Source organism: Burkholderia sp. JKS000303 (assembly GCF_002563755.1).
In the GTDB taxonomy this organism is placed as follows: domain Bacteria; phylum Pseudomonadota; class Gammaproteobacteria; order Burkholderiales; family Burkholderiaceae; genus Burkholderia; species Burkholderia anthina_B.
In genome coordinates this window covers 2,159,579-2,180,977 of sequence record NZ_PDBZ01000001.1, presented here as the reverse complement: position 1 = coordinate 2,180,977, position 21,399 = coordinate 2,159,579, and the positions used below count along the sequence as shown (strand labels likewise).

At 67.3% G+C, this 21,399-nt stretch carries 22 protein-coding genes; 10 read left to right on the top strand and 12 right to left on the bottom strand.

Features of this window, described 5'->3' with window-relative positions:
- Positions 1-155: 155 nt before the first annotated feature.
- Positions 156-1,220 (bottom strand): class II fructose-bisphosphate aldolase, encoded by a 1,065-nt coding sequence (gene fba / locus BX604_RS10565; RefSeq protein WP_096507191.1) that lies wholly within the window; start codon positions 1,218-1,220, stop codon positions 156-158.
- A gap of 303 nt (positions 1,221-1,523) precedes the next feature.
- Complete coding sequence (gene pyk / locus BX604_RS10560) at positions 1,524-2,960, bottom strand: pyruvate kinase (protein WP_098550757.1); 1,437 nt, start codon at positions 2,958-2,960, stop codon at positions 1,524-1,526.
- Between pyk and BX604_RS39485 the strand changes: the two genes are divergently transcribed.
- The gene (locus BX604_RS39485) at positions 2,959-3,087 is read left to right on the top strand and encodes a hypothetical protein (protein ID WP_257146291.1); all 129 of its coding nucleotides are present in this window, start codon (positions 2,959-2,961) and stop codon (positions 3,085-3,087) included. The genes pyk and BX604_RS39485 overlap by 2 nt on opposite strands.
- Positions 3,088-3,244: 157 nt before the next feature.
- Here BX604_RS39485 and BX604_RS10555 read toward each other — a convergent pair whose 3' ends face one another.
- The 3 genes from BX604_RS10555 to BX604_RS10545 form a co-directional block, all read right to left on the bottom strand.
- Positions 3,245-4,441 carry a phosphoglycerate kinase gene (locus BX604_RS10555; RefSeq protein ID WP_096507189.1) on the bottom strand — a complete coding sequence of 399 codons (1,197 nt, stop codon included), beginning with the start codon at positions 4,439-4,441 and terminating at the stop codon, positions 3,245-3,247.
- Between the two features lie 282 nt (positions 4,442-4,723).
- Complete coding sequence (locus tag BX604_RS10550; protein ID WP_098550756.1) at positions 4,724-5,047, bottom strand: AzlD domain-containing protein; 324 nt, start codon at positions 5,045-5,047, stop codon at positions 4,724-4,726.
- Positions 5,044-5,799 (bottom strand): AzlC family ABC transporter permease, encoded by a 756-nt coding sequence (locus BX604_RS10545; RefSeq protein WP_098550755.1) that lies wholly within the window; start codon positions 5,797-5,799, stop codon positions 5,044-5,046. Before BX604_RS10545 ends, BX604_RS10550 begins: the two co-directional genes overlap by 4 nt.
- Positions 5,800-6,006: 207 nt before the next feature.
- On the opposite strand from BX604_RS10545, the gene BX604_RS10540 reads away from it, so the two are divergent.
- The 6 genes from BX604_RS10540 to BX604_RS10515 all read left to right on the top strand — a co-directional run bounded on the left by BX604_RS10540 (position 6,007) and on the right by BX604_RS10515 (position 10,576).
- Complete coding sequence (locus tag BX604_RS10540) at positions 6,007-6,930, top strand: branched-chain amino acid transaminase (RefSeq protein ID WP_098550754.1); 924 nt, start codon at positions 6,007-6,009, stop codon at positions 6,928-6,930.
- A gap of 51 nt (positions 6,931-6,981) precedes the next feature.
- Positions 6,982-7,176, top strand: a complete 195-nt coding sequence (locus BX604_RS10535; RefSeq protein WP_006482499.1) for a zinc-finger domain-containing protein — start codon at positions 6,982-6,984, stop codon at positions 7,174-7,176.
- Positions 7,177-7,316: 140 nt separating this feature from the next.
- The gene (waaF, locus tag BX604_RS10530) at positions 7,317-8,354 is read left to right on the top strand and encodes a lipopolysaccharide heptosyltransferase II (RefSeq protein ID WP_098550753.1); all 1,038 of its coding nucleotides are present in this window, start codon (positions 7,317-7,319) and stop codon (positions 8,352-8,354) included.
- Positions 8,355-8,469: 115 nt separating this feature from the next.
- Entirely contained in the window at positions 8,470-8,916 is a 447-nt protein-coding gene (locus BX604_RS10525) for a nuclear transport factor 2 family protein (RefSeq protein ID WP_096507184.1), read from the top strand.
- Positions 8,917-8,949: 33 nt separating this feature from the next.
- Entirely contained in the window at positions 8,950-9,987 is a 1,038-nt protein-coding gene (locus tag BX604_RS10520) for a hydrolase (RefSeq protein WP_098550752.1), read from the top strand.
- On the top strand, positions 9,980-10,576 hold the full coding sequence (locus BX604_RS10515; RefSeq protein ID WP_098550751.1) for a DUF2946 family protein: 597 nt from the start codon (positions 9,980-9,982) through the stop codon (positions 10,574-10,576). Before BX604_RS10520 ends, BX604_RS10515 begins: the two co-directional genes overlap by 8 nt.
- 41 nt (positions 10,577-10,617) lie before the next feature.
- Here the strand turns inward: BX604_RS10515 and BX604_RS10510 are convergent, their stop codons facing one another.
- The gene (locus BX604_RS10510) at positions 10,618-12,312 is read right to left on the bottom strand and encodes a M48 family metalloprotease (RefSeq protein WP_098550750.1); all 1,695 of its coding nucleotides are present in this window, start codon (positions 12,310-12,312) and stop codon (positions 10,618-10,620) included.
- Positions 12,313-12,553: 241 nt separating this feature from the next.
- Here BX604_RS10510 and moaC point away from each other — a divergent pair, with 241 nt between their 5' ends.
- The 3 genes from moaC to BX604_RS10495 all read left to right on the top strand — a co-directional run bounded on the left by moaC (position 12,554) and on the right by BX604_RS10495 (position 14,882).
- A complete protein-coding gene (moaC, locus tag BX604_RS10505) occupies positions 12,554-13,042 on the top strand; it encodes a cyclic pyranopterin monophosphate synthase MoaC (protein WP_040141784.1) in 489 nt (162 codons plus the stop codon).
- Positions 13,043-13,210: 168 nt separating this feature from the next.
- Positions 13,211-13,573 (top strand): hypothetical protein, encoded by a 363-nt coding sequence (locus tag BX604_RS10500; protein WP_257146290.1) that lies wholly within the window; start codon positions 13,211-13,213, stop codon positions 13,571-13,573.
- A 103-nt stretch (positions 13,574-13,676) separates the two neighbouring features.
- Positions 13,677-14,882 (top strand): hypothetical protein, encoded by a 1,206-nt coding sequence (locus tag BX604_RS10495; RefSeq protein WP_098550749.1) that lies wholly within the window; start codon positions 13,677-13,679, stop codon positions 14,880-14,882.
- 52 nt (positions 14,883-14,934) lie between these two features.
- On the opposite strand, the gene BX604_RS10490 is transcribed toward BX604_RS10495, so the two are convergent.
- The 6 genes from BX604_RS10490 to sucC all read right to left on the bottom strand — a co-directional run bounded on the left by BX604_RS10490 (position 14,935) and on the right by sucC (position 21,332).
- Complete coding sequence (locus tag BX604_RS10490; RefSeq protein ID WP_098550746.1) at positions 14,935-15,285, bottom strand: TonB family protein; 351 nt, start codon at positions 15,283-15,285, stop codon at positions 14,935-14,937.
- A 429-nt stretch (positions 15,286-15,714) separates the two neighbouring features.
- On the bottom strand, positions 15,715-17,493 hold the full coding sequence (locus BX604_RS10485) for a PglL family O-oligosaccharyltransferase (RefSeq protein ID WP_098550743.1): 1,779 nt from the start codon (positions 17,491-17,493) through the stop codon (positions 15,715-15,717).
- 164 nt (positions 17,494-17,657) lie between these two features.
- Positions 17,658-18,254, bottom strand: coding sequence for a pilin (locus BX604_RS10480; RefSeq protein ID WP_098550741.1), 597 nt, complete (start codon positions 18,252-18,254; stop codon positions 17,658-17,660).
- 97 nt (positions 18,255-18,351) lie between these two features.
- Entirely contained in the window at positions 18,352-19,056 is a 705-nt protein-coding gene (locus BX604_RS10475; RefSeq protein ID WP_098552815.1) for a TerC family protein, read from the bottom strand.
- A gap of 159 nt (positions 19,057-19,215) precedes the next feature.
- On the bottom strand, positions 19,216-20,097 hold the full coding sequence (sucD, locus tag BX604_RS10470) for a succinate--CoA ligase subunit alpha (protein ID WP_006477916.1): 882 nt from the start codon (positions 20,095-20,097) through the stop codon (positions 19,216-19,218).
- 68 nt (positions 20,098-20,165) lie between these two features.
- Positions 20,166-21,332 carry an ADP-forming succinate--CoA ligase subunit beta gene (gene sucC / locus BX604_RS10465; RefSeq protein WP_014896152.1) on the bottom strand — a complete coding sequence of 389 codons (1,167 nt, stop codon included), beginning with the start codon at positions 21,330-21,332 and terminating at the stop codon, positions 20,166-20,168.
- Positions 21,333-21,399 lie beyond the last annotated feature (67 nt).

Below are 21,399 nucleotides of genomic sequence, written 5' to 3'. Positions count from 1 at the left end.
TACGTCGGCGAACCGGCCGGGACGATGCCCGGGCGGTTGCCGGCCGGCCCTCGTTCGGCCGGACGGAACGGCTGCCGGGGCCGGATCAGGTCCGGCAACCGGGCTGCCCGCCCCTGCCCGATGACGGCATCGGGCGGGGCAATCGTACTACAGTCTTAACGCACGACCTGCGCGAGCGCGCCGGACTTGTACTGCTCAGCGATCTTGTCGAGCGACACCGGCTTGATCTTGCCGGCCTGGCCTTCGCAACCGAACGCGAGGTAGCGGTCGACGCAAACCTGCTTCGCCGCTTCGCGTGCGGGCTTCAGGTAGTCGCGCGGATCGAACTTGCCCGGGTTCTCGAACATATAGCGGCGGATCGCGCCGGTGATCGCGAGACGCAGGTCGGTGTCGATGTTGATCTTGCGCACGCCGTGCTTGATGCCTTCCTGGATTTCCTCGACCGGCACGCCGTAGGTTTCCTTCATGTCGCCGCCGAATTCGCGGATCTCGGCCAGCAGTTCCTGCGGCACCGACGACGAACCGTGCATCACCAGGTGCGTGTTCGGGATGCGTGCGTGGATTTCCTTGATGCGCTGGATCGACAGGATGTCGCCCGTCGGCTTCTTCGAGAACTTGTACGCGCCGTGCGACGTACCGATCGCGATGGCGAGCGCGTCGCACTGCGTGAGCTTCACGAAGTCGGCGGCCTGCTCCGGATCGGTCAGCAGCTGCTCGCGGGTCATCGTGCCTTCCGCGCCGTGGCCGTCTTCCTTGTCGCCCTTCATCGTCTCGAGCGAGCCGAGCACGCCGAGTTCGGCTTCGACCGTCACGCCGATCGAGTGCGCCATTTCGACGACCTTGCGCGACACGTCGACGTTGTACTCGTACGACGCGACCGTCTTGCCGTCGGCTTCGAGCGAGCCGTCCATCATCACGCTCGTGAAGCCGCTGCGGATCGCGCCCATGCAGACTGCCGGCGACTGGCCGTGATCCTGGTGCATCACGACCGGGATGTGCGGATACGATTCGACCGCCGCTTCGATCAGGTGGCGCAGGAACGGCTCGCCCGCGTACTTACGCGCGCCGGCCGATGCCTGCATGATCACGGGCGCGCCGACCTGGTCCGCCGCCGCCATGATCGCCTGGACTTGCTCCAGGTTGTTCACGTTGAAGGCCGGCAGGCCGTAACCGTGCTCTGCCGCGTGGTCCAGCAATTGACGCATTGATACGAGAGGCATTGTGGAACTCCTTGGAATGAAAACCGGTGCGCCCTGACTGCCGGCGCGGCGCTCGCACCCGGCAAAACCGGGGTGGCGCGGCGCGGCTGAGCGTCGAATAGCCGCATTTTATCGCGAAGCGCCTCCGATTCCGACCGCCAGGCGGCGCGTACTCGCAATTTGTTACCTTCGCACGGCACAATCCGGGCAAAAAACAGAAAAAAAACCGCGCGGGGCGTCGTACCCCGCGCGGCTTTCGTCAAAAAACGGTGCCCGATCAGCTCGGGCGGCCGGTCGATCGACCGGCCGGTGGCACGCCGATGCTCAATAATGCTCGCCGACGCGCACGATCTTCAGCGTGTTGGTGCCGCCCGCCTGCCCCATCGGCTCGCCGACGGTCAGCACGACCATGTCGCCGTGCTGCACGTAGCCCTGCTTGACGACGATCTCGAGCGCGGCCTGCAGCGCCGAGTCGCGGTCGCTGTTGAAGTCGACGTGCAGCGGCGTCACGTTGCGGTACAGCGCCATCGTGCGCTCGCTGCCGACGCGCGGCGTCAGCGCGAAGATCGGCACGTGCGTGTAGTGACGCGACATCCACAGCGCGGTCGCGCCCGATTCGGTCAGCGCGATGATCGCCTTCGCGCCCAGGTGGTAGGCGGTAAACAGCGCGCCCATCGCGATCGACTGGTCGATCCGCGTGAACGTGCGGTCGAGGAAATCCTTGTCCAGCTCGACCTCTTCGGACTTTTCCGCCTCGACGCACACGGCCGCCATCGTCTCGATCGTGACGACCGGGTACTTGCCGGCGGCCGTCTCGGCCGACAGCATCACCGCGTCGGTGCCGTCGAGCACCGCGTTCGCGACGTCCGACACTTCCGCGCGGGTCGGCACGGGCGCGTAGATCATCGACTCCATCATCTGCGTCGCGGTGATCACGAGCTTGTTCGACTCGCGCGCCATCCGGATCATCCGCTTCTGCAGCGCCGGCACCGCCGCGTTGCCCACTTCCACCGCGAGGTCGCCGCGCGCGACCATGATGCCGTCGGACGCGTCGAGAATGCTCTGCAGCGCCGGAATCGCTTCCGCGCGCTCGATCTTCGCGATCATCTTCGGCTTGATGCCGTACGGTGCGCCCGCGATGTTCGCGAGCTGGCGCGCCATTTCCATGTCGGTCGCGTTCTTCGGGAACGACACCGCGACCAGATCCGCGCCGAGCGACATCGCCGTGCGGATGTCTTCCATGTCCTTCGCGGTCAGCGCGGGCGCCGACAGGCCGCCGCCCTGGCGGTTGATCCCCTTGTTGTTCGACAGCTCGCCGCCCACCTTGACGACCGTGTGGATCTCTTCGCCGAGCACGCGCTCGACGGTCAGCACGATCAGGCCGTCGTTCAGCAGCAGCAGGTCGCCCGGCTTCAGGTCACGCGGCAGCTCCTTGTAGTCGAGGCCGACCCGCTCGTCGTTGCCGAGCTCGCAGCCCGCGTCGAGGATGAAGGCCTGGCCCGGCACGAGCGTCGTCTTGCCGTTCTCGAACTTGCCGACGCGAATCTTCGGGCCCTGGAGGTCGGCCATGATCGCGATCTCGCGGCCGACCTTGCGGGCGGCCTCGCGCACCATTTCGGCGCGCTGGCGGTGATCGTCGGCCGTGCCGTGCGAAAAATTGAGCCGCACGACGTCGAGGCCCGCCTGCATCATCTGCAGCAGAATCTCCGGCGAACTGGAAGCCGGGCCGATCGTGGCGACTATCTTGGTGGCGCGCTGCATGAAACTCCTCATCTGGATCAAGGTGGGTGCGCTGGGTGAAACGCTGCGAGAGCCGGAGTCGGCGGGCCCAGCGGCGGCCGTTCCGGGGGGCGTGCCGGTGCTTGCGCCCGGCATCGCTTTGTTCTGAATTTCGTGGTGCTGCACGGCCGCGTCGCCGGCGGCCGCCGGTGCGCGCGGGGCTGAGTTCGCCCGCGCGGGCGCGCGTTTGCGCTTGCCCGCGCCGGCCGGCTGCTCCGCTTTCGCGGAGCGCGCGGCCTTGGTCAACCCTGCGCGCGCCGCCACGCTCAGGCCGCCCGCGTTTCGAGCACTTCCACCGCCGGCAGCTTCTTCCCCTCGAGGAACTCGAGGAAGGCGCCGCCGCCCGTCGAGATGTAGCTGACCTGGTCGTGGATGCCGTACTTCGCAATGGCTGCGAGCGTGTCGCCGCCGCCCGCGATCGAGAACGCGGACGATTTGGCGATGGCTTCGGCGAGCGTCTTGGTGCCGTTGCCGAACTGGTCGAATTCGAATACGCCGACCGGACCGTTCCACACGATCGTGCCGGCCTTCTCGAGCTGGCTGGCGAGCGCCTTGGCCGTATCCGGGCCGATGTCGAGGATCATGTCGTCCGCTTCGATGTCGGCAACCTGCTTCACCGTGGCCGCGGCCGTCGGCGAGAATTCCTTGGCCGTCACGACGTCGGTCGGGATCGGCACCGACGCGCCGCGCTCGCGCGCTTCGTCGATGATCGCCTTCGCCTCGGCAACGAGATCGGCTTCCGCGAGCGACTTGCCGATCGGCAGGCCGGCCGCGAGCATGAACGTGTTGGCGATGCCGCCGCCGACGATCAGCTGGTCGACCTTGCCGGCCAGCGACTTGAGGATGGTCAGCTTGGTCGACACCTTCGAACCGGCGACGATCGCGACCAGCGGACGCGCCGGGTTGCCGAGCGCCTTGCCGAGCGCGTCGAGTTCGGCGGCCAGCAGCGGGCCCGCGCACGCGACCGGCGCGTACTTCGCGATCCCGTGGGTGGTCGCTTCCGCGCGGTGCGCGGTGCCGAACGCGTCGTTCACGTACACGTCGCAGAGCTTCGCCATCTTCTGCGCGAGCTCGTCGGAATTCTTCTTCTCGCCCTTGTTCACGCGGCAGTTCTCGAGCAGCACGACCTGGCCCGGCGCGACGTTCACGCCGTTCTCGACCCAGTTGGAGACGAGCGGCACATCGCGGCCGAGCAACTCGGCGAGGCGCTTCGCGACCGGCGCGAGGGAGTCTTCCGGCTTGAATTCGCCTTCGGTCGGACGACCGAGGTGCGACGTGACCATCACGGCCGCGCCGGCGTCGAGCGCGGCCTGGATGGCCGGCACGGACGCGCGCACGCGCGTGTCTTCGGTGATGTTGCCGTGATCGTCCTGCGGGACGTTCAGGTCGGCGCGGATGAACACCCGCTTGCCGGCGAGCTGGCCGGCGGCGATCAGGTCGGTAAGACGCTTGACTTGGCTCATGTTGAACAGATTGAAGTAGTGGATGGGGAAAGGGGGTTCACGCTGATACGTGCGCGGGCTGCCGCGAAAGGGCGCCGGATGCGGCCGTGGCTGGCGGTTCGCATGACGCGCACGGGGTAAAAAATCTCGAACGGGCATTCTAGCCGATCCACCCGGCAGACTGACCCGCGCGGCGGCGAATTCCGCCTATTTGGGATTGCGCGCGATGTTCGACACATTGCCGCAACGCAGCAATGCAGGTATTCGGGCAGCCCGCACACGGCCTGCCGGCGCGACGACGCGTCAGAAGATCAGCCGCAACACGGTGAAGACGAGCATCCCGATGACGATCGTGCCGAGCATGCTGCGCCGCCACAAAAACCATCCGAGGCCGGCGAGCGCCGCATAGAACGGATGGTTGGACAGCGCGAACGAGATCCCGGCGGGCGTTTCGAGCACGTCCGGCAGCACGACCGCGACGAGCGCGGCGGCCGGCGCATAGCGCAGCGCGCGTTGCACGCGCTCGGGCAGCACGGTGCGTTCGCCGCCGATCAGGAACAAGGCGCGCGTGACCGCCGTGACGATCGTCATCCCGACGATGACGATCCAGATTTCGGTCGCGCTCATTCGACTTCCTTTTCGTGCACGGTTTCGGTGCGGATGCGCCGCCAGTCGGCGCGTTCGACGAAGAAATCGGCCGTGCAGCCGGCGGCGAGCGCGGCGAGCACCGCGAGCGGCAGCGCGAGCCGGTACGGCAGGTCGAACGCGATCAGCGACACGATGCCCGCGACCGCGACGGCCGCGAGCGTCGAGCGGTTCGCGACCGCCGACACCATGATCGGAATCAGCGCGAGCGTGCCGGCCAGCTCCAGCCCCCAGCTCGCGGGAAAGAAGCTTGCAAGCAGGATGCCGGCGAGCGACGACACCTGCCACGACGCCCAGCTCGCGAGCGCCATCCCCCAGAAGTACGCTTCCTTGCCCGGCACGCGGCCGTATGCGAAGCCCTGTTTCTGGAACAGCAGGTAGATCACGTCGCCGTTGAAATAGCCGATCGCGAGGCGCCGCCACAGCGGCAGGTAGGAAAAATGGGGAGCAAGGCCGGCGCTGAAGATCACGAAGCGCATGTTGACCATCGCGGCCGTGAGCAGGACCGTCCAGATCGGCAGCTTCGCGACGAGGAGCGGCAGCACCGCGAGCTGCGACGAGCCCGCGTAGACGAAGATCGACATCGCGCTCGCCTGGCCGAGCGTCATCACCGATTTGCTCATCGCGATGCCGGTGACGAGCCCCCAGGACAGGATCGCCATCAATGTCGGGGAATAGTCGCGCGCGCCCTGGATCAGCGCGAAGCGGTCGGTGGCGGACAATCGAGCGAGCATGGGGAAACGGGGCCGCAGCGGGCGGTTCGTCCGGGCTCCGGCGTCTCCTGCCGGCACGGCCCGTCGTTATTGGAATCGGTGCCGGACGATTATAGCGCCGGCCCCGCGCCGACCGACCGGATCAACCCCAAATGACGCTAAAATAAGCGTCTTTCCAGCTCAACGCTGCACACACCCCGCAGCACCCACTGCTTCCAGGAGAATCCTATGTCAATGGCCGACCGCGACGGCAAGATCTGGATGGACGGCAAGCTGATCGACTGGCGCGACGCCAAGATCCACGTCCTGACCCATACGCTGCACTACGGCATGGGCGTCTTCGAAGGCGTGCGTGCGTACAAGACGGCCGACGGCGCCACCGCGATCTTCCGCCTGCCCGAGCACACGAAACGCCTGCAGAATTCGGCGAAGATCTTCCAGATGGACGTGCCGTTCGACCGGGAAACGCTCGAAGCCGCGCAGCTCGAAGTCGTGCGCGAGAACAAGCTCGAGTCGTGCTACCTGCGCCCGATCATCTGGGTCGGCTCGGAAAAGCTCGGCGTGTCCGCGAAGGGCAACACGATCCACGTCGCGATCGCCGCGTGGCCGTGGGGCGCGTACCTCGGCGAAGACGGCCTCGCGAAGGGCATCCGCGTGAAGACGTCGTCGTTCACGCGCCACCACGTGAACGTGTCGATGGTGCGCGCGAAGGCGTCGGGCTGGTACGTGAACTCGATCCTCGCGAACCAGGAAGCGACCGCCGACGGCTACGACGAAGCACTGCTGCTCGACGTCGACGGCTACGTGTCGGAAGGCTCGGGCGAGAACTTCTTCCTGGTCAACAACGGCAAGCTGTACACGCCCGACCTGGCGTCGTGCCTCGACGGCATCACGCGCGACACGGTCATCACGCTCGCGAAGGACGCCGGCATCGAGGTGATCGAGAAGCGCATCACGCGCGACGAGGTCTACACGGCCGACGAAGCGTTCTTCACGGGCACGGCCGCCGAAGTCACGCCGATCCGTGAACTCGACAACCGCACGATCGGCAGCGGCGCCCGCGGCCCGATCACCGAAAAGCTTCAGTCGGCATTCTTCGATATCGTGTCGGGCAAGAACGCGAAGTACGCGCACTGGCTGACGAAGGTCTGAGTGCGCTGCCGCACCGACCGCCCCACAAAAGAGTGATAAAGAGAACGTCTCATGAGTGAAATCAAGGAAATGCCGCTGGTCGAGCTGACGGCCAAGGATCTTCCCGCCTACTGCCCGAACCCGGCCATGACGCGCTGGAACGCACACCCGCGCGTGTTCATCGACGTCTCGCACGGCGAAGCGCGCTGCCCGTATTGCGGCACGCGCTACAAGCTGCGCGACGGCGAGGTGGTCAAGGGCCACTGAGCCCGGTCGGCCGGGCCTGCGGGCCCGCCGCTCGCGAGGCGGCGCCGCCGGACATCCGGCGCGCCGCCCTTTTCCTGTTCTGACAACCCGAACGCGGTGCTCACGCGCCGTGCTTCATTACGACATCGGAAGTCGACCTGATGCGTCGAGCGCTGGTTATCGCACCGAACTGGATCGGTGACGCATTGATGGCGCAGCCACTTTTTGCGCTGCTGAAAAAGCTCCATCCCCGCATCGCGATCGATGCCGTCGCGCCCACCTGGGTCGCGCCCGTACTCGAGCGGATGCCCGAGATCCACGATGTCTACGCGACCGACCTCGCGCACGGCAAGCTGCAGTTGCTGCGACGCTGGCAACTTGCGAGCGACCTGCGCGACGTCGGCTACGACGCGGCGTACGTGCTGCCGAATTCGCTGAAGTCCGCGGTGATCCCGTGGCTCGCGAACATTCCGCTGCGGATCGGCTACACGGGCGAGCACCGCTATGGGCTGTTGAACGTGCGGCACGCGAACCCCGACAAGTCGGGCGAGCGTCCGCCGATGACGACCCACTATGCGGCGCTCGCGTATGCGCCGGGCGCGAAGCTGCCCGAGTCGATGAAGACGTTGCCGCCGCCGCGCCTGGACGCCGACCTGAACGAGACGGCGCGCGTATCCGCGCGCTTCAACCTCGATACGCGCAAGCCGCTCGTCGTGTTCTGCCCCGGTGCGGAATACGGCCCGGCCAAACGCTGGCCGCCCGAGCACTTCGCGACACTCGCGACGATCGTCCATCAGTCGTTCCCGTACACGCAGATCGTCGCGCTCGGCTCGCCGAAGGATTCGGCCGCCGCGCAGGCGATCGCCGACCACGCGCCGAACGTGCGCAACCTGTGCGGGCAGACGTCGCTGTCCGAGGCCTGCGCGCTGATCGCGCGGGCGAACGCGGTCGTCACCAACGATTCGGGGCTGATGCACGTCGCCGCCGCGCTGCGCCGGCCGCTCGTCGCGTTGTACGGATCGACCGATCCGCGCCACACCCCTCCGCTGTCGGAGCTGGCGAAGGTACAATGGTTACATCTCGAATGCAGTCCCTGCTTCGAACGCGAGTGCCCGCTCGGCCATCTGAACTGCCTGCGCGAACTCGGTCCCGAGCAGGTATTCGGCGATTTGCGCGGCATGCTCGTCGGGCAGCGCTGACCCTGGCCGGCAGCGCCGCACGGCGCGCCGGGCAATCCGATTCACCGGTGTACGGCGGCCTCATGCGGGCCGCCGTGCTGAATACGGCGCGCGACGCGCGCGAGAGATAACCCCGATGCCACGTTTTGCCCGCCTTTTCGAAGCCGCTGCCGATACGCTGAACGCCTACTACCAGGCCGTCGCCGATGCCAATCTCGACGCGCTGCTGGGGTTGTGGATCGACGAGGACTTCGCCAGCTGTGTCTGGGCCGACGGCGAGCATCTGCACGGCCTCGACCAGATCCGCAGCGGGCTGGCCAACCGGCTCGCCACGCGCCCGGTGACGATCGAGCCGCTCGACATCCGCGTCTACGACAGCCTCGGCACCGTCGTCTACACGATCGCCGAAGCGCATCAGCAGGCCGACCTGACGGCCGACCCCGACATGGTTTTCGCCACGTACGTGATGATCCACGAACGCGGCGAGTGGCGCATCGCGCACATTCACGCGAGCCCGATTCCTGAACAAGCGGCCGGACAATTCGCCGCGAAGATCCGTCACGGGCAGGGTCCGCTGCACTGACGAAGAACGAAGCAACGCATTAGCGGGGCGATCATGAGTACGGCTTCTCCGCCCACCTCGCCGCTGACCGGGGCCCCGGCCCCCGACGACGATTCACTGCGCTATCGCGCACCGCGCTGGCTGCCAAACAGCCATGCGCAAACCATCGTACCCGCACTGTTCGCGCGGCGCCCGGCTGTCGCCTACCGGCGCGAGCGCTGGGAAACGCCCGACCACGACTTCATCGATCTCGACTGGGTCGCGCATCTCGACAGCGCGGCGCCGTCGCCCGATGCGCCGCTGTTCGTGCTGTTCCACGGCCTCGAGGGCAGTTCCGGCTCGCACTACGCGCTCGCGATGATGGCCGCCGCCCGCGCGAAGGGCTGGCATGCGGTCGTCCCGCACTTTCGCAGTTGCAGCGGCGAAATCAACCGGCAGCCGCGGTTCTACCATCTCGCCGACAGCGCCGAAGTCGACTGGATCCTGCGCCGGCTCGCCGCGCAGCATCGCGGGCCGATCGTCGCGGCCGGCGTGTCGCTCGGCGGCAACGTGCTGCTGCGCTGGCTCGGCGAGCACCGCAGCGACACGTCGATCGTGCGCGCCGCCGCCGCGATCTCGACGCCGATCGACGTGCATGCAGGCGGCCGCGCGCTGTCGCAAGGCTTCGCGATGGTCTATACACGCAGCTTCCTGAAGACGCTCAAACGCAAGGCGCTCACGAAACTCGACCAGTATCCGGGGCTGTTCGACCGCGACGCAATGCTGCGCGCCGTGACGATGCGCGACTTCGACGAAGTCGTGACTGCGCCGCTGCACGGCTTCACGGACGCGGACGATTACTGGACGCAGGCGACGACCCGCCCGCTGCTCCCCGCGATCGACGTCCCGACGCTGATTCTCAACGCCCGCAACGATCCGTTCCTGCCCGAATCCGCGCTGCCGAGCGCCGCCGACGTGTCGCCGGCCGTCGAACTCGACCAGCCCGCGCACGGCGGCCATGCGGGATTCATGACCGGGCCGTTCCCCGGCCGCCTCGACTGGCTGTCGGCGCGGGTGTTCGGCTATTGCTCGAAATTCGTCGACCATGGATGACATCGTCAGACAGGCACTCGCCAAATGGCCGAACGTGCCCCACTGCACCGGCTGGTTGCTGCTCGACCGGCGCGGCGAATGGCGGCTGCGCGACGACGCCGCGCAGGCCGCCGGTGAACTCGGTTCGCCGATCCGGCACGCGGCGCTGAACGCGTTCATCGGACGCAATTACGAATCCGATGCGCACGGCCAGTGGTTCTTCCAGAACGGGCCGCAGCGCGTGTACGTCGAGCTCGCCTATACGCCGTGGGTCGTGCGCCTCGCCGAACGCGACGGACAGCTCACGCTCGCCGACCAGACAGGGGTGCCGTTCGAACCGGACGCCGCATGGCTCGACGATGCGGGCGGCGTGCTGTTTCGCGACGCGGGCACGCCGCCGCGCGTCGCGGCGCTGCACGACCACGACCTCGGCCTGTTCGCCGATCATGCGGACTTCGACGCGGCGCCGCCCGTGCTGCGCTGGCGCGACGGGCGCACGCTGCCGCTCGGCAGTCTCGCGTGCGCCGACGTGCCCGCGATGTTCGGCTTCGTCGCGAGTCCCGCGCGGCAGGCGCACGACGAAGCCAATGGCGGCGGCAGCGAAAGCTGACTCGCCCCGCTCTGCCCCCGCCTCTGTCCGCCTGACGGCCGCTATCCGCGGCCGTTCTTCTCGTCCTCGCGCTCTTCCTTGTAGCGCGCCTCGAACTCCAGCAGCCGCGCGCCGATGATCGACTGGTCGTAGAACGACACGTCCTTCGCGTCGCGCGCTTCCTTCAGCTGGCGGATCGCCGACGGCCACGCGCCGTCGAGCGCCAGTTTCTCCGCCAGTGCGCGGCGCCGCGCGAGCACATCGCCCTTGCCGTCGCTCGCCTTCGCGAGATAGTTCCACCAGTCCGACTGCTCCGGGTCCGCCTTCGCCTGCGTGCGCGCGAGCGCCTGCGCTTCGGCGAAGCGGCGCGCAGCCAGCAGCGCCTGCAGATGCGCGACGATCGCCGCGTGCGACGCCGGCCAGCGCCGCTGCGCGAGCGCCGCGAGCCGCACCGCGTCGTCGGTCCGGCCCGCGCGGCGCGCGATGTCGGCGGCCAGCACGTCGAGGCTCGGCGAACTCGTCGCCGGATCGTCCTCGCGCCGCTCGCGCGCGTCGAACGCGCTGCGTGCCGACGCGAGCGCCTTGTCGGCCGCGTCGTACTGGCCGAGCAGCGTGTTCGCGAGCGCGATGCCGTACGCGTTCGCCGCGACGTTCGGCGCGGTGCGATCGTCGATCTCCAGCTGCATCCGGTGCGCCTCGCCCGCGATGTCGTTCGGCGCGCGGTTCTGCAGGATCCGCAGCCGCGCCCGCACGAAGCCGTATTCGGCCGACTGGCGCGGCTGCCGGTACGGCGCGCGGCGCGCGCGATCCTCCATGTCGGCGATCCGTTCGCCCGTCAGCGGGTGCGTGCGTGCATAGGCCGGCACGCCCGCATCGCCCATCGACGCACGATCGAGTCGCTCGAAGAAGCCCGGCATGCCGTACGGGTCGTAGCCTGCGCCCGCGAGCAGCTGGAAGCCGACGCGATCGGCCTCGCGCTCGGCCGAACGCGAGAAGCGCAGCTGGTTGTCGACCGCATACGCCTGCCCGCCCACCGCGATCGCGCTGCCGAGATCGCCGCTTCTCGCGAGCACGCCCGCCAGCACGCCGAGCAGCATCGTCGCGAGCGCGGTGTAGCCGGTCTTCTCGTTCGCGCCGATCATCCGGGCGATGTGCCGCTGCAGCACGTGTCCCATCTCGTGGCCAACCACCGAGGCAAGCTCCGACTCCGTCTGGGTCGTCACCACCAGCCCGCTGTTGATCCCGATGAAGCCGCCCGGCATCGAGAATGCATTGATCTGCGGATCGCGCACCGGGAACAGCTCGAAGTCCGGCATGTAGCCGCCGATGAAGCGCGCCGCGGCCGCTGCCGCGAGCCGCGCCGCTATCGCGTTCAGGTAGTCGCGCACCAGCCAGTCGTCGAGATAGTCCGGGTCGCGCCGCACCTCGCGCATCACGCGCTCGCCGAGACGGCGCTCGGCCTGCGGCGTCAGCGAGCCGCCGGAGCCGTCGCCGAGATCGGGCAGCTCCAGCGCGCGCAGCGGTGCGCGCAGGTTCGCGGCGGGCGCGGAGGCGCCGCCGGCGCCCGAGAAGCGGCTTTCCGCGCCGCCGTACGTGCCGAATACGCCGGGCGCGATGCCGGACGGCACCGTGGAAATCGACGACGCAGCGCCGGTCGCCACCTCGAGCGGCAACGCGGACGTGGGCTGCGCATGGCCGTTCTGCGGCAGCACGAGCGCCACCGACAGCACCGCGGCAAGCAACTGTTTGACACGCATGGCAGGATGAAAGCGACGCCGCCCCGCGCGCCCGGCGCGCATCGCGGCGTCTGGTCTGAAGATTCCGGTCATTGTAACGGTGCGATCGCGACTGTTTCGTGCGACGCGCGGGCGTTCTGCGCCCCCGGCGTCACGCATGCCGCTGCTATGATAGGCGCCCGTTGAAACGTTGCATGCGACCGCGGCACGGCGCCGGATGCGGTGTATCGACCGGCCGCGACGCATGAGATCGGAGCAAGACATGTCAGGACTCACCCATTTCGACGCCGCCGGCCACGCACACATGGTCGACGTCGGCGGCAAGCAGGAAACCCAACGCATCGCTATCGCGCGCGGCACGATCAGGATGCTGCCCGCGACGTTCGCGCTGATTCGCGACGGCAAGGCGAAGAAAGGCGACGTGCTCGGCGTCGCGCGCATCGCCGCGATTCAGGGTGCCAAGCGCACCGCCGACCTCATTCCGCTGTGTCACCCGCTCGCGCTGACGCGCGTGGCCGTCGACTTCGAGCTCGACGACGCGCTGCCCGGCGTGCACTGCGTCGCGCAGGTCGAGACGTTCGGCCGGACCGGCGTCGAGATGGAGGCGCTGACCGCGGTGCAGGTCGGGTTGTTGACCGTGTACGACATGTGCAAGGCGGTCGATCGGGGGATGGTGATCACCGACGTGAGCGTGCGGGAAAAGCGCGGCGGGAAGTCGGGGGACTGGAAGGCGGAGGATGCCGCCGGCTGACCGGCCGGCCCGACGAAGTCAGCCGCGCACTGGATCGCTTGCTGAAAAAGTGACATGCAAAAACACAAGCGCTGGACGTGAATCGCCGGAGGTCTCGTTGCCCTGGCCATTGGAACGTACGGGTACGTCAGCATGGCGACGGGCTGGGAAACGGTTTCGACCCACTTCATGCGGAACGACACGCCGTATGGCGGCGGCCGCTTCCGTATCAAGGGCAACGACGTGATGAGCGTCAGGCTCGCCAATCCCGAGGTGACGTTCAAGCTCACGGCCGAATCGAGCGAACCGCGACGGCCCGAGCCGACCGAAGCATGGATGAACGACACCGGCGAGCTGCTGAACCGCATGACGATCAGCTTCTTCCGCGGAACCATCGACGGCGGGATGACGCGCCAGTTCCAGCAGGTCGGCCAGAATGCCGCGTGGTGGTATTCGCCGGACTGGTCCGTTCAGTTCCTCAGCACGTCATGGATGAACTACAAGGCCCCCGACGCACACGGCGGGGATGCGCCGCAAACGACGAAGCTGTAGAGGTCGCTCGAATCCTCCGTCCATCGCGCCAGGCTTTGATTCCGTGTCGATGCCCTGCCGGCCGCTCGCGTGATGAACGCAGAAAAGAACGAAAAAAACTGCAATGAAAAACATGCTGAACCGCGCAACACTCGCGCTCGCCATCGCCTGCACCACACCGGCCGCCGCGTTCGCCGCCAGTCCCTGCCCCGCCGCCGACACCGCCGCACGCGCGGCGCTGGACGCGCAGTACCGCGTCCAGCAGGTGCGTAATCCGCAAGGCGACGGCGGCGGCACGGTCGACGTCTCGCCGCCGTTGCGCGACGCGATCCGCGCGTACAAGCAGGCGCTCGTCGGCGCGATCGACGCGCGGCTCGCGTGCAGCGACGAACACGTCGACCCCGCTGCGCTGAAACGCACGCTGGCAGCCACGCTCGGCGTTCCAGCCCAGCCCGCCCAGCCGAAAAACGGTGAATCGGCGTTCGGTCGCAACCCGGACGTCGACGTCGAACGCGACGGCACGTCCCGCCCGCTGCTCTTCGTGCGCGCCGGCTTCGACATCGCGTGCGGCGACGACAACCTGCTCACGGGCTATGCATGGGAAAACGGCGGCTGGCGGCGCGTGCTGCGCTGGCAAGCCGACGACTACAAGGACATCGGCGGCGCCTACGGCGGCGGTTTCTGGTTCGGTGCGTTGCCGGGAGGACAGGTCGCGGCCGTCCACGGCACGCCGTGGTGCTCGTCGCGCTGGAGCCGCTTCGGCGCGGACGTGGTCGCGCCTGCGAGCGGCTCGGCCGCGCAACGCACGCTGTTCCATACGGAACACGGCTACGTGCTCGACGACAACGCGATCCGCTTCAAGGTGCGCCCGGACGGTTTCGAGATGCGCACGACGGTCGGCTCGCTCGACAGCGAAGTGATGACGCGGCCGGGCATCTTCCGCTACCGCGTCGACGGCGACACGGTGCAACGCGTGCAGCCCGCCGCGGTCAACGGACGCGATTTCGTCGACGAATGGCTAAAGGTGGACGACGCGCTCGCGCGCGCATGGAGCGAACCCGCTGCCGCCGCGGCCGCGCTGCAAGCCCGCAAGGCATTCAATACGGAAAGCAACGCGCCCGACATCGGTTTCGCCTACGGCCCGGTGCGCGGTTGCGCGGACAGCAAGGACCGCTTCCAGGTCGAACTGGATCTGACGGGCAAGGACGGGAACACGGTCGCGCGACGCTACGCGCTGATCCGCCAGGAACGCAACGGATTCACGATGCTTGGGCTGCGCAATACAACCGAGCCGATGTGTCACGGTGCGAACCTGATGCCGCAGCATTGAGGTTCGCTCGAAACGAGGACGATGCGGCCTGACTGTCCGCACCGCCCTCGCATCAATCCGCGTGTTTCGGCTCGAATACGAACGGCTGGGTCAGCAGGAACGGATTCGCGGTAGCGCCCGTCTGCACGCAGGTCGCATGCGTCATCGCGTCGACGGCCGCGCGGTCGGCCGCCGCATTGCGGCTGCTCGTCGTCACGGTGACGTTCTGCGCTTCGCCCGACGTCGTCATCAGCGCGCGCACCAGCACCGTAACCGGGCGCGTGAGCGGTTTCGCGGTATCCGGGTAGACGGCACGCGGGATGTGGCAGGTGAGCTTGCTTTCCTGCGACGACGACAGCATCGCGCAGCCGGAAAAGAGCACCGCGACGGCAGGCAGGATCAGGTAGGTAGAGCGGAGGGCCATGGTCGAATATCGTTCTTCAGCACTGTTGCGGACGACTGCCGCATCGGCGGGCCACACTTGGCCGCATCGGATGCATCGCCCTGCGCCGCGGCCATCGGACCGGCGCCCCGTTACGGCCGCACGACCGATGGCTGCATCGGCCGCGATCCTGCTTGGCGGGTTCCCCGGATAGGCCCCGGGAGCTGCTTTCGCGTCGGCGGCCCGCAACGGGCAACCCGGCACGCGACCGCTTTCGCGCATTGTGCACGCACCACCCCGCACATGGCGGCGATTTGACAATGGTTGACGTGAATCAGGTCGGTTTCGGCCCGTATCCATTCACGACGGGAAGCAATCGACGCGCCGCCCCGGCACGTCACCTCTTCCCTGCTCCCCTGCTTCAGCGCGATCCGAAAAACGCCGGGATTCCCCGCCCGGCGCCAATCGGTTTCATTCCGAATCGTCGTCCGAGTCGTCGTCGTCCTCGTCGGGCGGCACGTCTCCGTACTTCGCGACGACGGCCGCCTTGAACGCCTTCAACGACGGCTGCTGATCGCACAGTTTGTACAGCGACGCGAGTTGCTGCGGCCAGTCCTTCAGCTCATTCGCGAACACGTACAGGCGCGCGACCGTGTCGAGCGCGTCGGCTTCGCGACCGGCCATCGCCTGCAGCGCTGCATAGCGGCGCAGCACCGTCTCGCCGGGCAGCAGCGCGATCGCACGCTCGTGAGCGGCCAGCTTGAGCGGCAGGTCGTCCGGCGAAATGGGCAGCAGCGTCGCCGCGCCGTAGTCGCCCCACGCGCCGAACAGCAACGACGGCGCATCACGGTACTGCGCGGCCGGATTGCTGCCGTAATACAGCACTTCCGCACGCTGGTAGTCGCGCAGGATCGGCACCGCCGCCAGCACGCCGCCGACCGACAGCACCGCGAACAGCCCGAACGCCGCGCGGCCCGGCAGGATCCGCAGCGGCTTCACTTCGAGCAGACCGATCACGAACATCGCGGGCAGCAGGAAGAACATGTATTGCTGCGGGTACTCGACGAGCGCATGCATCAGCAGGACGCCGATCAGCGCGAGGCCGAACACGCGCGTGCTCGACTGCGGCGCGCGCACCGCGCGCCCGAACCACGTCACGAGCGCGACGACGAGCACGCCGAGGCCGACGACCCCGGACTTCGCGAGCAGGTCGATGAAGATGTCGTGCGAGTTGTTCGCGATCTCGACGCCGCCGAGCGTGCGCACGAGCGCGAACTGGTACGACGGGAACTCGCCCCAGCCGACGCCGAGCAGCGGATGCTCGCGGAACATCGCAAGGCCGTACTTCCACAGCGCGAGACGCGGCGCGATCTGCCCGGCGTCACGCATCCGGTCGGCCGCCGACTCGGCGAGCCCCAGATGAAAATGCACGTTGGCCCAGCGCACCGCGACGTTCACCGCGACGAAGGCCACCGCGAGCACGGCCGGCATCAGCCATGCCCGCCGGTTGCCCGGCTCGCGGCGCGATTCGAGCCACGCCATCCAGAAACCGGCGACCACCATCACCGCGACCTGCAGCCACGGCCCGCGCGACACGGTCAGCGCGAGACCGACCGACAGTACGATCGACAGCGCGAGCCACGCCCAGACGGCGAGCCGGCGCGTCTGCACCAGATACAGCGCACCCGCGAGCGCAAACGCGATGTAGGTCGCCAGGTGATTCGCCTGCGCCATGTTGCCGTACGGGCGGCGATCGACCGTGATGTTGTACGAGACGACGAACGGTGCCACCACGGACTCGAGATGGAACAACTGCACGATCTGGCTGGCAACGGCGAACACCCCGCCGATCAGCAGTGCACCGGCCATCATCCGTGCGACGGCTTCCGCGAGCCCCTCGCGCGCGAGCGTATAGCCGGCCTGCATCGCGACCAGCGCCGCGACGAGATAGCCGACCGCCAGCCAGTTCATCGACGGCACCTTCAGCGGCATCAGCGCGACCTGTGCGAGCAGCACCGCTGCAAACCCGAGCGGTGCGACGAAAGCGGTCGGCGCGGCAAACGGCTGGGCCGGGCGGCCCGTGCTCGCGAGCAGCACGACGGAGACGCCCACCAGCATGTACAGCACCAGCGCGGCAAACTCGGAATAGAAGGTCGGGATCGGATACGTGTGATTCGTGATCGCGTACGGCACGATCAGGGCGACAGCCAGCGCAACGAGCGGCAACGAACGGGAAAAAGTAGAGGGCATGAGCAAACCGGATGTCAGCAACCGGCGCACTATACAAAACTTTCCCTGCTCTGTGCGGGCCTGTCGCGCCATCGCACGACGGGTATACGACCGGCGCGGTCGGCAGGAGCGGCAAAGGCCGCCCCGTGCACACCGGGCCGCGCCGGCCCGCATCGCTGCCGACGCTACGCGCGGCACTCCGCCGGCGCATATTTCGCCGGCAACGTTGCCGCCTGCGCGGGCAACGGCCCGGCACCCGGCGCCGGCAGCGACGACGCGTCCTTCCCCGCGGCAAAACACTCCCATGCGATCGCGCCGGCCTGCATCGCGCCCTTTTTAAGCGGCACGCGCGCGGTCGGCGTATCGGCCTTGTCGGGCGCGGACGGCACCAGCACCAGCGTATTCACGCCGGCCGCGGCGACGCGTGTCGTGAACGCCACCGTGATCTGGCCCGTCGCGCCGTCGATGACGACGGATTCGACGTTGCGGGTGGCAGCCGGCGGGCTGTAGCCGCCGTCCAGGCTTGCACCGCTCGCGGCGTTGTCGGCCACCGCGAGCCGCGCGGACGACGCGAGCGCGAGCCCTTCGCCGACGCGCGAGCGCGCCAGGTAATCCTGATACGCGGGAATCGCATAGGCCGCGATCACGCCGACGATCGCGAGCACGATCATCAGCTCGATCAGCGTGAAACCGGCCGGCCGCCAGCGCGGCACCGTCCGATGGGTGCGCCGCAGATCGGCAGCAAGACGACGAAACAGGGAAATGGAAAAGGCTTCGAACATGACAGGCTCCGGAAACGAAAAACGCCTGCCGATCCAGGCAGGCGTTTCGATCGTAGCCAGCGGGCTGCGTATCCGGCACTCGGCCGGATGGCCAACGTCAGTGGGCGTGCGGGACGCCGCGACGGCGTCTGAGCGCATAGCCGGCCGCCACGACGAACAATGCGCCGGCCACGCTCGCGCCGTAGATCGCAGCCGGCGTATCGAGGACCGGCCAGCGATCGGCCACCGGGTCGTGCACGATCAGCCCGCCCGCGATCCAGCCGAGCAACCCGGCGCCGAACGCGACGACGACCGGAAAGCGGTCGAGCAATTTCAGCACCAGCGTGCTGCCCCACACGATGATCGGCACGCTGACGACGAGCCCGAAGATCACGAGCGCGAGCCGGTGCGACGGATCGGCCTGTTCGGCCGCGCCCGCGATCGCGACGACGTTGTCGAGGCTCATCACCGCATCGGCGATCACGATGGTCTTCACCGCGTCCCACAGCCGGTCGGCCGGCTTCACGTTATCGTGCGCATCGGCGTCCGGCACCATCAGCTTGATGCCGATCCACAGCAGCAGCAGGCCACCTCCGAATTTCAGGAACGGGACGTCGAGCAGCACGACCGCGAATGCGATCAGCGCGACACGCAGCAGGATCGCACCGGCCGTCCCCCACACGATGCCGCGCAGCCGCTGGCTGGCCGGCAGGTTGCGACACGCGAGCGCGATCACGACCGCGTTGTCGCCGCCGAGCAGGATGTCGATGATGACGATCTGAAGCACGGCGCCCCAGTGCAGCGACGTCAGGAATTCAAGCATGAGCGGTATCCGGTGCGGGGCAACGACGGTCGGACAGGCGACCCGGTTGATCGCCGAGGCATGCATCGCGCATGCCCGCTTCTTACAAAATCATTTCGCCGAGCATAACAAAAAACGCCGGCATGGCCGGCGTTTTCTGCGGGGTGAACCAGACGGAAATTACAGCGCCTTCTTCAGCAGACGGCCCATTTCCGACGGGTTGCGCGTGACGGTAATGCCGCACGCTTCCATGATTTCCAGCTTCGCTTCAGCCGTATCCGCACCGCCCGAGATCAGCGCGCCGGCGTGGCCCATGCGCTTGCCCGGAGGCGCCGTGACACCCGCGATGAAGCCGACGACCGGCTTCTTCATGTTGTCCTTGATCCACTCGGCCGCGTTGGCTTCGTCCGGACCACCGATTTCGCCGATCATCACGACTGCGTCCGTATCCGGATCGTCGTTGAACATCTTCATCACGTCGATGTGCTTCAGACCGTTGATCGGGTCGCCGCCGATACCGACTGCCGACGACTGGCCGAGGCCCAGTGCCGTCAGCTGTGCAACAGCTTCATACGTCAGCGTGCCCGAACGCGACACGACGCCGATGCGGCCCTTGCGGTGGATGTGACCCGGCATGATGCCGATCTTCAGTTCGTCCGGCGTGATCGTGCCCGGGCAGTTCGGCCCGAGCAGCAGCGTCTTGCGGCCTTCGCGACGCATGCGATCCTTCACTTCGATCATGTCACGGACGGGGATGCCTTCCGTAATGCAGATCGCGAGATCCAGGTCGGCTTCGACCGCTTCCCAGATTGCAGCCGCTGCGCCTGCCGGCGGAACGTAGATGACCGACACGGTTGCGCCGGTTTCTGCCTTCGCTTCCTTGACGCTTGCGTAGATCGGAATGCCTTCGAAATCTTCGCCGGCCTTCTTCGGGTTCACGCCCGCGACGAATGCTTCGCGGCCGTTTGCGTATTCACGGCAGGCGCGCGTATGGAACTGACCGGTTTTGCCGGTAATGCCCTGCGTGATGACCTTCGTGTCCTTGTTGATCAGAATCGACATGTATTTTGACCTCTGTTCGATTGGCGTCGCGTGCAAACCGCGCCGCCATACCTATTCATTGAGCGCGCTTACTTGCCTGCGGCAGCCGCGACGACCTTCTGCGCAGCCTCTTCCATGCTGTCCGCCGAGATGATCGGCAGGCCCGAGTCGGCCAGCATCTTCTTGCCGAGGTCCTCGTTCGTGCCCTTCATGCGCACGACGAGCGGCACGTTCAGGTTCACGGCCTTCGAACCGGCGATCACGCCTTCAGCGATCACGTCGCAGCGCATGATGCCGCCGAAGATGTTCACGAGGATCGCCTTCAGATCCGGGTTCTTCAGCATCAGCTTGAACGCTTCCGTGACCTTCTCGGTCGTCGCGCCACCGCCGACGTCCAGGAAGTTCGCCGGCTCGCCGCCGAACAGCTTGATGGTGTCCATCGTCGCCATTGCGAGGCCTGCGCCGTTCACGAGACAGCCGATGTTGCCGTCGAGCGAGATGTACGCGAGGTCGAACTTCGACGCTTCGATTTCAGCCGGATCTTCTTCGTCCAGATCGCGATACGCGACGATTTCCGGGTGGCGGAACAGCGCGTTCGAGTCGAAGTTGAACTTCGCGTCGAGTGCGATGACCTTGCCGTCGCCGGCGACGTTCAGCGGGTTGATTTCAGCCAGCGATGCGTCGGTTTCCCAGAATGCCTTGTACAGGCCTTGCAGGATCGCGCGCGCTTGCGGGATCGAAGCAGCCGGCACGCCGATCTTCGCGGCGAGGTCGTCGGCTTGCGCGTCGAGCAGGCCGGTCGACGGTTCCACGATGACCTTGTGGATCAGTTCCGGGTGCTTTTCGGCGACTTCTTCGATGTCCATGCCGCCTTCGCTCGAACCCATCAGAACGATCTTCTGCGTCACGCGATCAACGACGAGGCTGACATACAGTTCCTGCTTGATGTCGGCGCCTTCTTCGACCATCAGACGGTTGACCTTCTGGCCTTCCGGACCGGTCTGGTGCGTGACGAGTTGCATGCCGAGGATCTGGTTCGCGTATTCGCGAACCTGCTCGATCGACTTCGCCACCTTCACGCCGCCGCCCTTGCCACGGCCACCCGCGTGAATCTGAGCCTTCACGACCCATACCGGGCCGCCGAGCTCTTCTGCCACCTTGACGGCCTCGTCAACCGAGAACGCCGGCTTGCCGCGCGGTACCGCGACTCCGAATTTCCGCAGGATTTCCTTACCCTGGTACTCGTGAATCTTCATGCGTGATTCCCTTCAGTCTGAGAGTTGGATGAAATGTCGCTTAAGACGCTTCTTCGAATGATTTCCG

Excerpts from the sequence above, each read along its gene's own strand:
- fba (WP_096507191.1), bottom strand. The coding sequence starts at position 1,220 with ATGCCTCTCGTATCAATGCGTCAATTGCTGGACCACGCGGCAGAGCAC.
- BX604_RS39485 (WP_257146291.1), top strand. The coding sequence starts at position 2,959 with ATGAAACTCCTCATCTGGATCAAGGTGGGTGCGCTGGGTGAAACGCTG.
- pyk (WP_098550757.1), bottom strand. The coding sequence starts at position 2,960 with ATGCAGCGCGCCACCAAGATAGTCGCCACGATCGGCCCGGCTTCCAGT.
- BX604_RS10555 (WP_096507189.1), bottom strand. The coding sequence starts at position 4,441 with ATGAGCCAAGTCAAGCGTCTTACCGACCTGATCGCCGCCGGCCAGCTC.
- BX604_RS10550 (WP_098550756.1), bottom strand. The coding sequence starts at position 5,047 with ATGAGCGCGACCGAAATCTGGATCGTCATCGTCGGGATGACGATCGTC.
- BX604_RS10545 (WP_098550755.1), bottom strand. The coding sequence starts at position 5,799 with ATGCTCGCTCGATTGTCCGCCACCGACCGCTTCGCGCTGATCCAGGGC.
- BX604_RS10540 (WP_098550754.1), top strand. The coding sequence starts at position 6,007 with ATGTCAATGGCCGACCGCGACGGCAAGATCTGGATGGACGGCAAGCTG.
- BX604_RS10535 (WP_006482499.1), top strand. The coding sequence starts at position 6,982 with ATGAGTGAAATCAAGGAAATGCCGCTGGTCGAGCTGACGGCCAAGGAT.
- waaF (WP_098550753.1), top strand. The coding sequence starts at position 7,317 with ATGCGTCGAGCGCTGGTTATCGCACCGAACTGGATCGGTGACGCATTG.
- BX604_RS10525 (WP_096507184.1), top strand. The coding sequence starts at position 8,470 with ATGCCACGTTTTGCCCGCCTTTTCGAAGCCGCTGCCGATACGCTGAAC.
- BX604_RS10520 (WP_098550752.1), top strand. The coding sequence starts at position 8,950 with ATGAGTACGGCTTCTCCGCCCACCTCGCCGCTGACCGGGGCCCCGGCC.
- BX604_RS10515 (WP_098550751.1), top strand. The coding sequence starts at position 9,980 with ATGGATGACATCGTCAGACAGGCACTCGCCAAATGGCCGAACGTGCCC.
- BX604_RS10510 (WP_098550750.1), bottom strand. The coding sequence starts at position 12,312 with ATGCGTGTCAAACAGTTGCTTGCCGCGGTGCTGTCGGTGGCGCTCGTG.
- moaC (WP_040141784.1), top strand. The coding sequence starts at position 12,554 with ATGTCAGGACTCACCCATTTCGACGCCGCCGGCCACGCACACATGGTC.
- BX604_RS10500 (WP_257146290.1), top strand. The coding sequence starts at position 13,211 with ATGCGGAACGACACGCCGTATGGCGGCGGCCGCTTCCGTATCAAGGGC.
- BX604_RS10495 (WP_098550749.1), top strand. The coding sequence starts at position 13,677 with ATGAAAAACATGCTGAACCGCGCAACACTCGCGCTCGCCATCGCCTGC.
- BX604_RS10490 (WP_098550746.1), bottom strand. The coding sequence starts at position 15,285 with ATGGCCCTCCGCTCTACCTACCTGATCCTGCCTGCCGTCGCGGTGCTC.
- BX604_RS10485 (WP_098550743.1), bottom strand. The coding sequence starts at position 17,493 with ATGCCCTCTACTTTTTCCCGTTCGTTGCCGCTCGTTGCGCTGGCTGTC.
- BX604_RS10480 (WP_098550741.1), bottom strand. The coding sequence starts at position 18,254 with ATGTTCGAAGCCTTTTCCATTTCCCTGTTTCGTCGTCTTGCTGCCGAT.
- BX604_RS10475 (WP_098552815.1), bottom strand. The coding sequence starts at position 19,056 with ATGCTTGAATTCCTGACGTCGCTGCACTGGGGCGCCGTGCTTCAGATC.
- sucD (WP_006477916.1), bottom strand. The coding sequence starts at position 20,097 with ATGTCGATTCTGATCAACAAGGACACGAAGGTCATCACGCAGGGCATT.
- sucC (WP_014896152.1), bottom strand. The coding sequence starts at position 21,332 with ATGAAGATTCACGAGTACCAGGGTAAGGAAATCCTGCGGAAATTCGGA.